Origin of the sequence: Mesorhizobium sp. NBSH29 (assembly GCF_015500055.1) — a bacterium.
Classification (GTDB): domain Bacteria; phylum Pseudomonadota; class Alphaproteobacteria; order Rhizobiales; family Rhizobiaceae; genus Neomesorhizobium.
Window position 1 is genome coordinate 3257190 of record NZ_CP045492.1, and the last position, 15209, is coordinate 3272398.

Consider the following 15209-nt stretch of genomic DNA (forward strand, 5'->3'; position numbering starts at 1 on the left):
AAATTTAGTGAATTGGTGATGTGTAATTCATTCACCATGAACCGATAAAACCTGATCTACCCCGCAGCAGCCGCAGCCTGATCCGCATAGCCGTTAAGCTGCAAAGCGGTGCGACGCCAGAAGTCGGAGATGAAGACCGGATCGCGCAGCGCCTCGAGTTCGCGCCAGTTCGGAAATGATGCAGCAAACGCCTGTGCACCAAGCCGCGCATCCTTGTAGGGATTGATCGCCCCACCGGCATCGAGAGTGATTGCGTCAAGCCGTTCGAGCAGCTTAATTGTCGATGTGCCACGGTTGGGAAAGTCCAGCGTCAGCGTATAGCCGGGCCGTGGGAACGACAGCAGACCGGGCGACCGGACGGCACCGAAACGCTTCAGCACGGTGAGGAACGACCCCTGCCCCGCCGCGATGGCAGCGTCGAGTAACAGTGGTAGCGTTACGCGGGCGGCGTCTTCAGGAACGACCGATTGATGCTGGTACAGACCGCGCGGACCATAGAGCCGGTTCCAGTCGCGCACCCCGTCGAGCGGAAAGAAGAAGCCGCCATAATCGCTGGTCTTCTCGCGCGTTCGGCCCTTGGACCACCGATATGCCGCGTTGAATGTCTTGAGAAAAGGCCGATTGAGGATATTGATTGGCGGCTGGAAAGGCACGCCGAGCCGCGTGGTCCTGTGCCGCGCATCGCCTGCGTCGGCATGGTTGCCTGTCAGCAAAAGACCGCGCCCGGCATGGAGCCCCGTTGCTAGCTGGTCGATCCAAGCAACCGCATATTCGTTTTCGGCATCGGCAACCTCGGCCTGATCAACAAATTCCTGAAGATTTTGGAACGGCATGACACGCTCGGCGATGTCCAGCGACGTTACCGGCATCAGCCTGATCGACGCCGCTAGCATCAATCCCGTCATTCCCATGCCACCGATGGTAGCGGCAAACAGAGCAGATTCAGCATCGCGCGTACAGCGATGAACGCTCCCATCGGAACGCAGCAGCGAAAATCCCACAACATGGCAGCCAAAAGTGCCGCGCCGGTGATGGTTCTTGCCATGCACATCGTTGGCAATCGCGCCGCCCAGCGTCACATACTGGGTGCCCGGTACCACGTATGGGAAAAACCCGTACGGTGCGGCGTGGGCGATGATGTCTGTGAGCAGAACACCTGCTTCCGCTTCCAGAATGCCTGTTTCCGGATCGAACGAGATGATGCGGTTCATGGACCGCATGTCGATCACCGCGCCAAGGCTGTTCTGGCAACTGTCACCATAGGAGCGGCCATTGCCATAGGCGAGCAGCGATCCCTCCCCGGCCTTGCCACCTTCAAGAAGCGCAATCGCCCATGGAGCGTGGACCGCCCGCGCTGCAGGCGGGTTTGTCCGGCCAAAACTTTCGTAACGCGGCACGCTCAAACGCCCGCAACGACAAGCAGCACAGCGCCTATGGCCACCACGAGTTGGCTACGCCAATCGCTGATGATAAAGACGACAGGATCGTCATTCATCTCGTCACGGCGCGCCAGAATCCAGATTCGCATAGTCAGATAGAGTACGATAGGTCCAAGCGGCCAGATCAGCCAAGGCTTTGTATAGAGTTCGCGCACGGCATCGCTCTGGATGAAAAGCGCCAGAACCAGCGCTGATGAAAAGGCCGATGCCAGGCCCGCCTGCGCGACAATCTCCTGATCCTCCGCGCGGTAGCCACGCCCGGCAATCCGTTCGCCCGCCGGCAGTGTCGACAGGCGCAACTCTACATAGCGTTTTACCAGCGCCAGCGAGAGGAAGAAGAAAATGGCAAATGCGAGCAGCCAGAACGACACGTCGACGCCCGTTGCCGCCGCGCCAGCCAGAATGCGGATCGTATAAAGACCGGCAAGCGTCAGCACATCCACCAGCAACATCCGCTTGAGCGAGAAAGAATAGACCGTGGTGATCGCCAGATATGCGCAGAGCACGCCGAGGAACTCAATGGGCAGGAAGACGGTGAGCGAAAGGCTGAGCGCAAGTAAAAGCCCTGCCACAACCACACCAAACCGCATCGACAGAAGCCCGCTGGCAAAAGGCCGGTGACGCTTAGTCGGATGCGCCCGGTCGAGCGCCAGGTCGAAGAAGTCATTGATAATATAGATCGCCGACGCCGCAGCGCTGAACGAAACGAAAGCGAGAATGCAGGCTAGTGCCATCCCGGTGTTGAAAAACTCGTGAGACAGGATCATCGGGACCGCAATCAATGCGTTTTTAAGCCACTGATGCACCCGCAGCATTTTCACAACAGTCTTGGCGGTCGGTGTGGGCGTCTCGATAAGCTTTGCCCCATGTGCGGATTGCCAACGCGCTGCCAGCCTATCTGGTGCGACGACGATTGACTGACGCGCGGCGTCAAAGACCTTAAGGTCGTGTCTGCTGTTGCCAACATAATCGAAGCCGCTGTCGCCATAGGCGTTCACGAGTGCGGCGCGCTTGCGACCGGACGTCAGGTTATGGGTGCCCTCCGTTGCGAGCACGGAATCGAAGATACCCAGATGTGCGGCAATCTCATTGGCAAATTTCAGCGGCGTCCCGGTGGCAAGAACGAGCTGGCGACCGGCGCTATGCTCCTCGCGCAGCCACCCCAGCACTTCAGCGCGGTAGGGAAGCCCTGCCGGATCGATATCGACACGGGCGGCAATTTCCTGTTTCAACCGCGCCGGGCCGGATATGAGCCAAATCGGGATCATGAAAAGCAGGAGCGGATTGTGGCGCAGAAGGAGAAAGACACCTTCCCACAAGAGATCACTGGCGATCAGTGTCCCGTCGAGATCGACCGCCAGCGGTACTGTCTGATTGTTCGGTCGCGCGTCCATCCATCCGCCTGCCATACTTCCGCCAGCGCCCTCAGCGCTTTGCCCCTACCTTTCGGTATAGCGGCGAATTGCAGGCTGGAGAGTTAAGGCGGGACAGATTTGAGAACTTCAGGCGCGCGGATTGGTCATTATCGTTAACCAACCCTTGCCTGAGACGCAAAGGCCGCGCATTTCGGCGCGGCCTCGAACGGCAGTCAAAGGGGCAGTCTCACTTGATTTTGGCGGCCCCGCCGGAGATCTCGATGATCTCGGCACCCGTCAGCGCCTCGCGGTCGCCATTGGGCATGGTCACGAAGCAACCCGTGGCGCAGAACTCGATCGTTTCACCAGCGGCAATCGCCAATTCGCTCTGGCTGCCGTTTTCGGTGACGATCAACGTGCGCGCCTCGCCATCCGTGTTTACGGCGCTGGCAGCAAAAGCGTGACCGCCGAAAACCAGCAGCGCGGCAAGAGCGAGACCAAATTTCTTCATAGCATTTTCCGGTGGCTTTCCACCGCCTCTGTTGCCTTAAAGGGCGTATTGCGCCTTCTTGATGTCACCTTATAGAGGAGCGAAGCTGAACGCCAACTGAACGCGTTCAGGCTTGGTCCGGGTCGGGCTTGGTGCGGCGCTTTCGCTGGGCCTCTCGCTTTCTCTGGGCCTCTGGGGCACTTGGCGCGGTTTCCTTTGCTGCGGCCCTGGCCTTCTTGGGCAACAGTTCTTCGACCTTTGCGCCCTTGATGTTAAGGTCATGCTGCGGGAACGGAATCTCAATCCCTTCCTTTGCGAAGGTTTCGAAAATGGCGAAGCGAATGTCGTTCTGGACAATCACACCATTGGTGACATCGCCCAGAAAAACGCGCACCTCGAAATCGAGCGACGAAGCGCCGAAAGCCGCAAACAGCACGAACGGTTCAGGCGTTTTCAGAATGAGGGGGTGATTGCGCGCAATCTCAAGAAGCAACGCGTGCACTTTCCGTGGGTCGGACCCGTAGCCGACGCCAATCGGGATTTCTATGCGGCCAAGTTTGTTCTTGTGCGTCCAGTTGCCGACCGCCGCATTGATCAGTTCAGAGTTGGGAAGAATGACAGTCTGGCGTTGAAACGTTTCAATCTCAGTAGCACGAACACTGATCTTTTTAACGGTACCGGTCACCGGCCCGGCAACAATCCAGTCGCCTGCCTTGAACGGACGCTCGGCGAGCAGGATCAGACCTGACACAAAATTCGAAACGACATTCTGCAGGCCAAAACCAATACCGAGCGACAGACCACCGGCGATTAGAGCCAAATTGGAAAGGTCGATGCCTGCAGCCGAAATGCCGACCAGTGCAGCCAGCGCAAGCCCAATATAACCGATGACAGTGCGGATAGAATTGCGCACGCCGGCATCGACCCGACCCCGCGCCATCACCGACCCGTCAAGCCAACCCTGAAACCAGCGGGTGACGAAAAAACCGAAGATGAAGACCAAAATGCCGGTCAAAATGCCGGTCAACGAAAACGACACCGAACCAATCTTGATCTCAGTGGCAAATCGATAGATCCAGGCGGTGATGTCCCCCGGCTGGAATCCCCAAAGGAACAGGATCAGCGGCAGGCCGATGACCATGATCAAAAGGTTGATGGCGATCGACACCATAAGCCCGACCTGATCGAGTGCGGTCTCATCCAACCCAAAGGCGCGCGACAGGCGCTGACCAAACACGGTGTGCGCAAACGCACCCTCATCCGAAATCGCTCGGGCCGAAAGGAAGCCGATGTACATGGTTGCCAGCACCGCACCGGTAATAACGATCTGTGCGGCAAGGAAACGCGCAAACCCGATATAGCCGAGCAGCGCAGCGATAATGGTAAGCCCGCCGAGGAAAAACAGCGCGAAACGCAGCAGCGGATGCCAAGGCTTTGCGACGCCGTTTTCATCCGCAAACGGTTTGACGAAACCGATCAGAACGATTGGCAAGCCGGTCAACACCGTGGTGATCAGGCTTTCGCCGACCGTCAGCGCCAGCGGCGCACCAAGAACCTGGTAAACCGTGGACAGAAAGAAATCGACGCCTGTGAAAAACGCGGTAGCCGTGACTAGCCACAGCAGCAGCCTTGCAGCCCCCGTCTCAACGGCAATCAGGCGCCATCTGGGGCGACGCGGTGACAGAACAGCACTAGCCAGTCGGTAGACAAAGAAAACCAGCCCTATGACGATGAATAACGATGTCATCATCGTGCCGATATCGCCGCGCAGCACCTTAAAATAATCGTAGAGCAAATAGACCGTGGAGAGGAACGCAGCGACTGCCGCCGTTGGCATCAGCGTTGACCAGAATGCCCGCGATAGCCGGCTTAGATAGGACGGTGCTTCAGCGTTGGGGTCAGCATCGAACATGCCCCCGAAAAGACGCCGTCCACCGATCAGCAACACTGCTGCGGCCAAAACACCGAAGAATGTCGCAGCCAGCATCGAATGGAGCTTAAATTGCACCACGAAGCGCAGCCATGAGGCGGTAGTGCGATACAGGTCATCGGTCGCGTCGCCAAACGCATCGATCACTTCACGGGCGAGCTTTGAATCCACAACATAGCGTTTGGTCAGAAGGCGGGCGAATAGTTCGCGCCGCATCTCGGCTATGCGCGTAACCAGTACGTTTATCCGGATTGAGACGTTCTCGGCAATGCCCAGCACCGCATTGATCTCTGCCTTTTCGGAAACCAACTTCTGCCGCTCCTGCTGCACCAGTTCCGGCTCTGGCGGCTGGTCCTTGGCAGGTACGGGTCCAAAATGATCCAGCCTGGAGTTAATTTCCGAAAGGCGTGGCCTGAACGCCTGACCACTGGCCAATACCTCGCGGCCAACCGCCTCAAGAAGCAGCCTAATGTCGACCAGCTTGGCGTCATTGTCGGCTTCGTCCGCGATCTGCTTTTCGAGCACATCGACCTTCGCCGAAAGTCCCTCAATCACCGACTGCTGCTGGATCACCACGTTTGTGGCCACGCTCTGTCCCATCGCGTCCTGCCCAACGGCAGGTGCTGCCAACAGAATCAGCAGAACTGCGACGATGGTCCGGAAAAGGGCTGGAAGCATGGGTTAAACACGGCTCATCGGAGAAAATTGGCGGGAAACGATGGCCATTTGATAAAGATCAGCAGGCGCTGTGGCAAATGGCGGAAGTCGGCCAGTTGAAAGGCGGTGGCGCAATCCTGGCTTTGCGCGTTCGTCGATGATCTATAGTCTGCCACGACGCCCAAGATGGATCATGGTATTTATGGTTGAATATTCGGCCTTACGGCTGCTCAAAAACGCGTTTTCGGCCAAGCCTGACTGGCAGCCGGCATGGCGCAAACCCGACCCGAAACCGAGCTATGACGTTATCGTTATTGGCGGTGGCGGCCACGGGCTCGCGACTGCCTATTACCTGGCCAAAGAACACGGCATCACCAATGTTGCCGTGCTCGAAAAGGGCTGGGTCGGTTCGGGCAATGTCGGCCGCAACACCACCATCGTGCGCTCCAACTATCTGATCCCCGAATCGATCCGCTTCTACGAGCATTCGATGCGGCTGTGGGAAAACCTCTCCCACGACCTGAACTACAACGTCATGTTCTCGCAGCGCGGTATCTTGAACCTCGCCCATTCGCCTGCGCAGGCCGACGACTACATTCGACGCGGCAATGCCATGCGCCATAGCGGCGGCGATGCCGAATGGCTGTCGCCGACCGAGATCGCCAAAAAGGTACCAGGTATCGATGTCTCGACCTCCGCCCGCTTCCCAGTTGTTGGCGGCCTGTTGCAGCCCAAGGCCGGGACCGCCCGCCATGATGCTGTCGCCTGGGGCTATGCGCGCGGCGCCGACAGGCGCGGTGTTGATATTGTCGAAAACTGTGAGGTCACCGGCTTCCTGCGTGATGACGACCAGATCGTCGGCGTCACCACCACACGCGGAGAAATCCGCGCCAAAAAAGTGGCTGTCGCTGTCGCTGGCTCGACTGGCCGCGTAATGAATCTTGCGGGCATCGACCGCCTGCCTATCGAAAGCCATGTGCTGCAGGCCTTCGTCTCCGAATCGCTGAAACCCTTTGTCGATTGTGTCGTCACATTCGGCGCCGGCCATCTCTATATGTCTCAATCCGACAAGGGGGGGCTAGTATTCGGCGGTGATATCGACGGCTACAACACCTATGCCCAGCGCGGAAATCTTCCGATCGTGGAAGAGGTGATGAGCGAAATGTGCGCCATGTTCCCCGCGCTGGCGCGGGTGCGGCTGTTGCGCTCCTGGGGTGGCGTGATGGACATGTCGATGGACGGCTCGCCGATCATCACCACTGGCCCGCTGCCGGGCATGTATCTCAACTGCGGCTGGTGTTATGGCGGCTTCAAGGCAACGCCCGCCTCCGGATGGTCGTTTGCCTATACGATTGCCAAGGACCAACCCCACGCGATTAACGCGAGCTACACGCTGGACCGGTTCAACCGCGGTATCCTCATCGACGAAAAGGGCCAGGGTTCCACCCCTCGCCTGCACTGACGGGTTTTTCAGATGCTGATCCCCTGCCCCTATTGCGGCCCGCGCGACTTGTCCGAATTCACCTACCAGGGTGATGGAAACCGTACCCGGCCCGACCCCGCATCGACCGATCAGGCCGAATGGAACGCCTATGTCTATGACCGCATCAACGCCGCCGGTGACCATCAGGAGATCTGGCAACATTCGGGCGGCTGTCGCCAGCACCTTGCGGTGACGCGTTCGACGCTGACACACACCATGTCCTCTGTCAGCTATGTCCGCCAGCCGGTTGCGCCGGTAGGAAAACGCGGGAGCGCAGCATGAGCGCGCGCCGTCCCGACCAGAGCGGCAACCGCATCGACCGCAGCCGGGCTATCCGCTTCACCTTCGACGGCAAGAGTTTTACGGGCCATCCTGGCGACACGCTGACCTCGGCACTTCTGGCCAATGGCGTGACTTTCTTCGGCCGTTCGTTCAAATATCACCGGCCTCGCGGCGCGCTCACCGCCGGGATCGACGAGCCCAACGCGCTGGTGACGGTTCTGACCGGCACCATCCGCGAGCCTAATATTCCGGCCACAATGCTGGAAATCTATGACGGCCTGACGGCTCTTAGCCAGAACCGGTTTCCGTCGCTGTCTTTCGACATAGGTGCGGTCATCCAACTGGCCGGAAAACTGCTCGGCGCCGGATTCTATTACAAGACTTTCATGGGTCCGGTTATCGGGCCGTTGAAAGGTACCCGATTCTGGATGTTCTGCGAGTACTTTATCCGCCGCGCAGCCGGTCTTGGCCGCGCCGGTTATGACAGGGACCCGGCCCGCTACGAACGCATGAATGCCTTCTGCGACGTGTTAGTGGTCGGCTCCGGTCCCGCAGGATTGATGGCCGCAAACGCTGCGGCGGACAGCGGTAAGCGCATTATTCTGGCCGAGCTCGATGGGACTTTGGGTGGCTCGGCCAACTGGTCGGGAGAGACCATCGACGGCAGGCCCGCAACCGAATGGGCGGCCGGCATGGTGGATTCTCTTCGAGAAAAACCGAACGTGACGGTTTTGCCGCGCACCAGCGTCTGGGGCTATTATGATAGCAATACACTGGCCGCATTGGAGCGCGTCACCGACCATAAATCCGCTCCCGGCAAGGGGGAGCCACGCCACCGCCACTGGACCATCCGGTCTGATAAGGTAGTGCTCGCCACCGGCGCGCTGGAACGTCCGCTTGTGTTTCCCGGCAACGACCGTCCAGGCGTTATGCTCGCCAGCGCGGCGCAGCGCTATGCCGAGGAATTCGGCGTGATACCCGGCAATAAGATAGCACTTTTCACCAACAATGACGCAGCCTATGGCGCAGCCGTGGCGTTGCGCAATGCAGGCGTTGAGATCAGCGCGATCATTGATGTCCGCTCCGACATTTCAGGTGCTGCGCGGGCCGCAGCAAAACAAGCCGGCGGAGAATTTCTGCCCGGCCATGCGGTTGTTGATACCGAAGGTGGCAAAGCGCTCTCGGGTATCAAGGTCCAGGGTTTTGAAGTAGCAAATGGAACGCTTTCTGGCGATCCGCGCAATCTAGCCGCCGATTGCCTGATCATGTCCGGCGGCTGGTCGCCCCTCATCAATCTGGCCAGCCAGGCCGGCATCAAACCGCAATGGGACGCCGAACGCCAGGCTTTCCTACCGCCTGAGCCCACACAGAACTGGGTCGGCGCCGGAGCCTTCAATGGCACGTTCTCGACCGCAGCGGCTCTGGCAGAAGGCGACCTTGCTGGCCGTGATGCAGCTACGGACGACGGCGCCGGGGACATTCCAATGGTCTCGGATGAACCGCTGGACTGCACGCCCGCCGCAGTGTTCGAGATCCGCGCCGAGGGCAAGGCTTTTGTCGACCACCAGCATGACGTGACCGCCGACGATGTGCGTCTTGCCCATCAGGAAGGGTTTGTCTCGGTGGAGCACCTGAAGCGATACACGACGCTGGGTATGGCCACCGACCAGGGCAAGACCTCAAATGTGCCGGGCCTCGCCATCATGGCCGATGCGCTGGGCAAACCGATCCCCGATGTTGGCACCACGCGATTTCGCGCGCCCTTCTCACCGGTCTCGCTCGGCAGCCTGGCCGCCGAGCGCCATTCGCTTCTGAAGCCCGAACGGCTCACGCCGATGCATGACTGGCACCTCGAAAACGGCGCAACCCTGTACACGGTCGGTCTGTGGTACCGGCCGATGATCTATGGCGCGCCGGGCGAAACCGTCGAGCAGGCCTATGTCCGCGAGGCAAAAGCCACACGTGCGCGCGCCGGCATCGTCGACGTCTCGACACTCGGCAAGATTGCAGTCAAAGGGCCCGACGCGGCGGCATTTCTCGACCGCGTCTATACCAACATGTTTTCAACGCTTGCCGTCGGCAAGGCGCGCTACGGCCTGATGCTGCGCGAGGATGGTGTCGCCATGGATGATGGCACCACCTGGCGGCTCGGCGACAACGACTTCCTGATGACCACTACCACAGCCAACGCCGGCAAGGTGATGCAGCATCTGGAATACTTTCTGGACGTCGTCTGGCCCGACCTCAAGGTGCATGTCACCTCGGTTACCGACCAATGGGCCGCCGCCGCCATTGGCGGGCCGAAGGCACGCGAGATCCTTGCCTCCGTCGTTACCGGAGCAAAGGTCGACAATGATGCCCTGCCCTTCATGGGTATTGTCCATGGCGTGATTGCCGAGGTGCCAGTAATGATCTGCCGTCTGTCATTCTCGGGAGAAATGGCGTTCGAGGTCTATTGTGGTGCCGGCCACGGCACTCATATCTGGGACGTGTTGATGAGCGCTGGAGCACCGTTTGGCCTCGTTCCCTACGGACTGGAAGCGTTGGGCACGTTGCGCATCGAAAAGGGCCACGTGACAGGTGCGGAGATCGACGGTCGCACCACCGCGCGCGACCTTCATCTTGACTGGATGCTGTCGAAGAAAAAGCCGTTCATCGGCGCGATGATGATGGACCGCGAAGGATTGGCCAGCGAGGACCGCGTGCGCCTCGTCGGTATCATCGCGCTCGACAACCGCCCGCTGAACGGTGGCGCTCATATCGTCGAGCAGGCTGACCCGCAAAAACCGCGCAATTCCATAGGCCACATCACCGCGGTCTGCTATTCGCCCGCCTTGGGAAAACATATCGGTCTGGCACTGGTTAAGGGCGGCAAAGAGCTGCACGGCAGGCGAGCCTTCACCTCCGACCCGTTGCGCGATCGCTACGGCCCGGTGAAGATTGTCAGCCACCACTTCTTCGACCCCGAAGGGAAGCGTATGCATGGTTGAGGTTCTGTCCCCGCTGGGGCCGGTGTGGAAGCCAGGCATCCATGGCAATACAAAAGCCGGTATTGGCGTCGCGCTGAGCGAACTCCAGCCCGGCTCGATCGTAGAGGCAGCCGCCTGGCCGGGCACCGCAAAGAAGCTAATTACTGCAATCAAGACAGTCACTGGACTGGCACTGCCGGATGGCGCGGGCGGTGGAAAGGCGACCGACGCCAAAACCGCATTTGGCATTGCACCGGGGCGCTTTTTGATTTCGGATCAAAATGAAGGTCTGGCAGCGTCACTCTCTGCTGCCATCACCGCTGAGATTGGTACCGTGATCGATCTTTCGCATGGCCGCACCATGCTGCGCATCAGCGGCGCGAAGGCCGAATGGGTGCTGGCAAAATTCTTCGCCATTGATTTTGCACTCCAGGCGTTTCCCCTTGGTGCCGGGCGGGCGACGTCACATCACGATATTTTCGCGCAGATCCAGCGCACCGGCCAGAGCCAGTTCGACCTCACAGTCTTCCGCTCCTTCGCCCGCTCCTTTTGGACCGAGCTGTGCCACGCCAGCGAAGAGGTCGGCTACGAGGTTTCGTGAACTAGCAGCCATGTCTTGCTCATCCTGGCCAAAACCCTATTCGCAGAACGTCACCCATTCCTCGAGCGGTGCACGGTCCGTGTGAAACCCGTTCTCGGGCTTGGATCTGTCCTCATGGCCGATGGCCATTCCGCAGACGACGATCTCGTTGTCGGGAATGTTGAGCAATGGCCGGATCTGGCGGTGATAAGGAGCAAATGCCGCCTGCGGGCAGGTATGCAGGCCACGACCGCGCGCCGCTACCATGATGTTTTGCAAGAACATGCCGTAGTCGATCCAAGAGCCTTGGTTCAATCGCCGGTCGATGGTGAAGATCATGCCCACCGGCGCATCGAAGAACAGGAAATTGCGGTCATGCTGCGCCCGCATCCGGTCAACCTCGCGCCGACCGATGCCCAGCGCGCTGTATAAACCGAACCCGTTGGCGCGGCGGCGCGACAGATAGGGCTCGAAAAACTGGGTTGGGTAGTAGACATATTCGTCCCAGACCACCTTCTCCGCCCGCACGCCTGAATTCAGAACCGCGTCAGTGATTTTCTGCTTTACCGCACCCTTGACTACATAAGTGCGCCAGGGCTGCATGTTGGTGCCGGATGGCGCCCGCGCTGCGACCGTCAAGATGTCGCGCAAGGTCTCGTCAGCCACAGGGTCGGGCAGGAAAGCGCGCACCGACCGGCGCGACACGATGGCCTCATCCACGATGGTCTGCCGGTCGATCTCGCCAGTCTGCTTGTCACGTGACAGCATTACTGCCCTTCCGTTTATCCTACGGGCATTACCACCCGCCGCTTTGGTTTTGCTGGCTTTGCACCAGCCGGCCCGATGCCGCAAGCAATTCTTGGTCCAGCACCGTTTGCACTTGAAATCGGACAGAAACTAATGTCTCGTGAAATTATCGTTGATTTTTTCATGAGAAGGCAATGCCTCCGCACCTCGGCGCGCAAGTGAGCAATACCCGCGACGCAACGGGAAGCGACGCGCTTCTGGCGCATGATCTGCGCGCGCTGCGCAAGGTGCGCGGACTGACATTGGCCGAACTGGCGCTGCAGCTAGGCCGCTCAGTGGGCTGGATGAGCCAGGTCGAGCGCGGCCTTTCAACTCCGTCCATTGCAGAACTCAGCACTTTCGCCCGAATTTTCGGCGTGCCGCTCAGCCTGTTCTTCGGCCATGAGCCGGCGAGCGAGGCTGAACGCGGGGTGGTGGTGCGCGCGGACAGCCGCAGAGCACTGGGCAGCAGCGCCACCGGGCTGACCGAACAACTTCTGTCGCCCGACCTTGGCGGCAGCTTCGAGGTGCTGCGCTCCGAATTCGCGCCCGGCGCCGCGCTGGAGAAGCGCACACTGCGCCAGACCGAGGAAGCCGGCTACCTGGTATCGGGCCGCTTTGACATCGAGATCGACGGCAGCTGGCACCGGCTGGCCGCGGGCGACAGTTTTCGTTTCGCAGCAAAGCCGTTCCGCTGGAAAAACCCCGGCAGCGAGCCGGCCATCATCATCTGGGTGGTCTCCCCACCGGTCTACTGAACTGGAATTTCGGACTGAAAACCATGGCGGATTTTCCGACAACAGCACGGGTGGTGATTATCGGCGGCGGCGCGGTGGGCGCCTCGGCGCTGTATCACCTTGCCAAGGCAGGCTGGACCGATTGCGTGCTTCTGGAAAAGAACGAGCTGACCTCGGGCTCGACGTGGCACGCGGCTGGCAATGTGCCAACGTTCTCGTCGTCCTGGTCACTGATGAATCTGCAACGCTATTCGACCGAGCTCTATCGCGGTCTGGGCGACGAAGTCGGTTATCCGATGAACTACCACGTCACAGGATCACTGCGTCTTGCCCACACGAAAGAGCGCATGCAGGAATTCAATCGCGCGCGCGGCATGGGACACTACCAGGGCATGGCCATGGAGTTGGTCGGCGTCGACGACATACGCGCCCGCTACCCGTTCATCGAAACACATGAGCTGCAAGGCGCGCTCTACGACCCGAGCGACGGCGACATCGACCCCGCACAGCTGACCCAGGCTTTGGCCAAAGGCGCGCGTGACATGGGCGCAAAGATTATTCGCTTCTGCCCTGTCACCGGCGTGGCGCGCGAAGGCGATCAATGGGTGGTGGCCACGCCACAGGGCGAGATCCGCTGCGAGATCGTCGTCAACGCCGCCGGCTACCGCGCTGCCGAGGTCGGTCGCATGTTCGGGCGCGACATCCCGATGATGGTGATGAGCCACCAGTACATTCTGTTCGACGAGATCCCGGAGCTGGCAGCCTGGTCGCGCGAACAGGGCAAAAAACTGCCGCTGCTGCGCGATGTCGACACCTCTTATTACCTGCGTCAAGAAAAGAACGGCATGAACCTTGGCCCCTATGAGCGCAATTGCCGCGCGCACTGGGCAAGTCCGGACGATCAGATGCCGGATGATTTTTCGTTCCAGCTCTTTCCCGACGATCTCGAACGGCTGGAATACTACCTGAACGATGCGATCGCGCGCGTGCCGATCCTCGGCACAGCCGGCCTGTCAAAGGTGATCAACGGCCCGATCCCCTATACACCGGACGGCAATCCGCTGATCGGTCCGATGCCAGGTGTGCCTAATGCGTTTGAGGCCTGCGTCTTCACTTTCGGCATCGCCCAGGCCGGCGGCGCCGGTAAGGTTTTGGCGGAATGGATAACCGAAGGCGCCACCGAATGGGACATGTGGTCCTGTGATCCGCGCCGTTTTTCGGCCTTTGCTTCAGCGCCAGACTATGCGGTGGCTAAAGGGAAGGAAGTCTACGGACACGAATATTCAATCCATTTTCCTCATCACGCCTGGCCGGCAGGTCGGGACCGCAAGCAATCTCCGCTCCATGAGCGCATGAAAGCACGCGGCGCGCAGTTCAACGCATATAACGGCTGGGAGCGCGCCACCTGGTTTGCTGCTCCCGGCGACGATACTTCGGAAGCTGCGACGCAAACTTTTGCCCGATCCGGCCCATGGGAAAAACGCGTGCGCAAGGAATGCCTTGCCGTGCGCGATGCAGCCGGCATTCTCGACCTGCCCGGATTTGCCCGCATCCGCGTCGAGGGTGCTGGCGCCCGCGACTGGCTGACAACGTTGATCACCGGCGTCGTTCCAAAGCCCGGCCGCATCGGCCTTGGTTATTTTGCTGATGAGAAGGGCCGCATCGTGACCGAAATGTCGATCATGGCGCTGGATGAAAATTTTTTCTTCCTCATCACCGCCTCTGTTGCGGAGCTCCACGACCTCGACTGGCTGTTCAAGCACTTGCCACAACAGACACAAATCACGTTGAAAAACGTCACCAACGATTTCTCCTGCCAGATCCTTTGCGGCCCCAATGCACGCAAAATACTAGCGGAAGTGACCGATTCTGACCTCACCGCGCCATGGCTGACCCACCAGTCTGCCATAATTGCCGGCTACTGGTGCCAACTGGTCCGGGTCTCTTTTGCCGGCGAACTCGGTTGGGAAATTCACACGAAGACGGCTGACACCGCTCCGGTTTTCGACGCGGTCTGGCAGGCGGGGAAAATGCACGGGTTAACACCCTTCGGCATGTTCGCGTTGAATGCACTGCGGCTGGAAAAAGGCTACCGCGGTTGGAAACAGGATTTGTCGACAGACTACACGGTGCTCCAAGGCGGGCTGGAACGCTTCGTTAAATGGGAGAAGCCGGAGTTTCTCGGCAAGGCAGCGCTTCTCAGCGAAAAGCAACGGGGCGTGACCAAGCGCTTCATCACGCTGGTGGTAGACGCGGGCGACCATGACGCGCCCTATATGTCGTCGATCTGGCATGGCGGCACGATTGTGGGCGAGACGACGTCAGGAGGATTTGGCTACCGGGTGGACAAATCGATTGCGCTCGGCATGATCCGCGCCGATCTGGCCGTGCCCGGAACGGCAGTCGAGGTGGAAATTTTCGGCGAAATGAAGCCAGCTGTGGTTCAAGAGGACAAACCTCTGTGGGACCCTGAAAACCATCGACTGCGCGGCTAGGGTAAG

General features: G+C 59.7%; 11 protein-coding genes. 6 read left to right on the forward strand and 5 right to left on the reverse strand.

The features are described from left to right. Positions 1–56: 56 nt before the first annotated feature. The 4 genes from GA830_RS16150 to GA830_RS16165 all read right to left on the reverse strand — a co-directional run bounded on the left by GA830_RS16150 (position 57) and on the right by GA830_RS16165 (position 5892). Positions 57–1403, reverse strand: a complete 1347-nt coding sequence (locus GA830_RS16150; protein ID WP_195162802.1) for an FAD-binding oxidoreductase — start codon at positions 1401–1403, stop codon at positions 57–59. Beyond that, positions 1400–2833: a UbiA family prenyltransferase gene (locus tag GA830_RS16155; RefSeq protein ID WP_195162803.1), complete on the reverse strand. Its 1434-nt coding sequence runs from the start codon at positions 2831–2833 to the stop codon at positions 1400–1402. The genes GA830_RS16150 and GA830_RS16155 overlap by 4 nt, the downstream gene beginning before the upstream one ends. A 208-nt stretch (positions 2834–3041) precedes the next feature. Beyond that, positions 3042–3305 carry a hypothetical protein gene (locus GA830_RS16160; protein ID WP_195162804.1) on the reverse strand — a complete coding sequence of 88 codons (264 nt, stop codon included), beginning with the start codon at positions 3303–3305 and terminating at the stop codon, positions 3042–3044. 106 nt (positions 3306–3411) lie between these two features. After that, complete coding sequence (locus tag GA830_RS16165; protein WP_195162805.1) at positions 3412–5892, reverse strand: mechanosensitive ion channel family protein; 2481 nt, start codon at positions 5890–5892, stop codon at positions 3412–3414. A gap of 181 nt (positions 5893–6073) precedes the next feature. Between GA830_RS16165 and GA830_RS16170 the strand changes: the two genes are divergently transcribed. From GA830_RS16170 to soxG, 4 genes are read left to right on the forward strand one after another with little or no spacing between them, the layout of a single operon-like run. Beyond that, positions 6074–7333 carry a sarcosine oxidase subunit beta family protein gene (locus GA830_RS16170; protein ID WP_195165005.1) on the forward strand — a complete coding sequence of 420 codons (1260 nt, stop codon included), beginning with the start codon at positions 6074–6076 and terminating at the stop codon, positions 7331–7333. 12 nt (positions 7334–7345) lie between these two features. Continuing rightward, positions 7346–7636 (forward strand): sarcosine oxidase subunit delta family protein, encoded by a 291-nt coding sequence (locus tag GA830_RS16175; protein WP_195162806.1) that lies wholly within the window; start codon positions 7346–7348, stop codon positions 7634–7636. Then, complete coding sequence (locus tag GA830_RS16180; RefSeq protein WP_195162807.1) at positions 7633–10626, forward strand: sarcosine oxidase subunit alpha family protein; 2994 nt, start codon at positions 7633–7635, stop codon at positions 10624–10626. Before GA830_RS16175 ends, GA830_RS16180 begins: the two co-directional genes overlap by 4 nt. Beyond that, positions 10619–11206 carry a sarcosine oxidase subunit gamma family protein gene (gene soxG, locus GA830_RS16185; protein ID WP_195162808.1) on the forward strand — a complete coding sequence of 196 codons (588 nt, stop codon included), beginning with the start codon at positions 10619–10621 and terminating at the stop codon, positions 11204–11206. The genes GA830_RS16180 and soxG overlap by 8 nt, the downstream gene beginning before the upstream one ends. A gap of 36 nt (positions 11207–11242) precedes the next feature. Here soxG and GA830_RS16190 read toward each other — a convergent pair whose 3' ends face one another. After that, a complete protein-coding gene (locus tag GA830_RS16190; protein WP_195162809.1) occupies positions 11243–11953 on the reverse strand; it encodes a nitroreductase in 711 nt (236 codons plus the stop codon). A gap of 173 nt (positions 11954–12126) precedes the next feature. On the opposite strand from GA830_RS16190, the gene GA830_RS16195 reads away from it, so the two are divergent. Continuing rightward, positions 12127–12729: a helix-turn-helix domain-containing protein gene (locus GA830_RS16195; protein ID WP_195162810.1), complete on the forward strand. Its 603-nt coding sequence runs from the start codon at positions 12127–12129 to the stop codon at positions 12727–12729. Between the two features lie 23 nt (positions 12730–12752). Beyond that, positions 12753–15203: a GcvT family protein gene (locus tag GA830_RS16200; RefSeq protein WP_195162811.1), complete on the forward strand. Its 2451-nt coding sequence runs from the start codon at positions 12753–12755 to the stop codon at positions 15201–15203. The last annotated feature ends 6 nt before the right edge of the window (positions 15204–15209 follow it).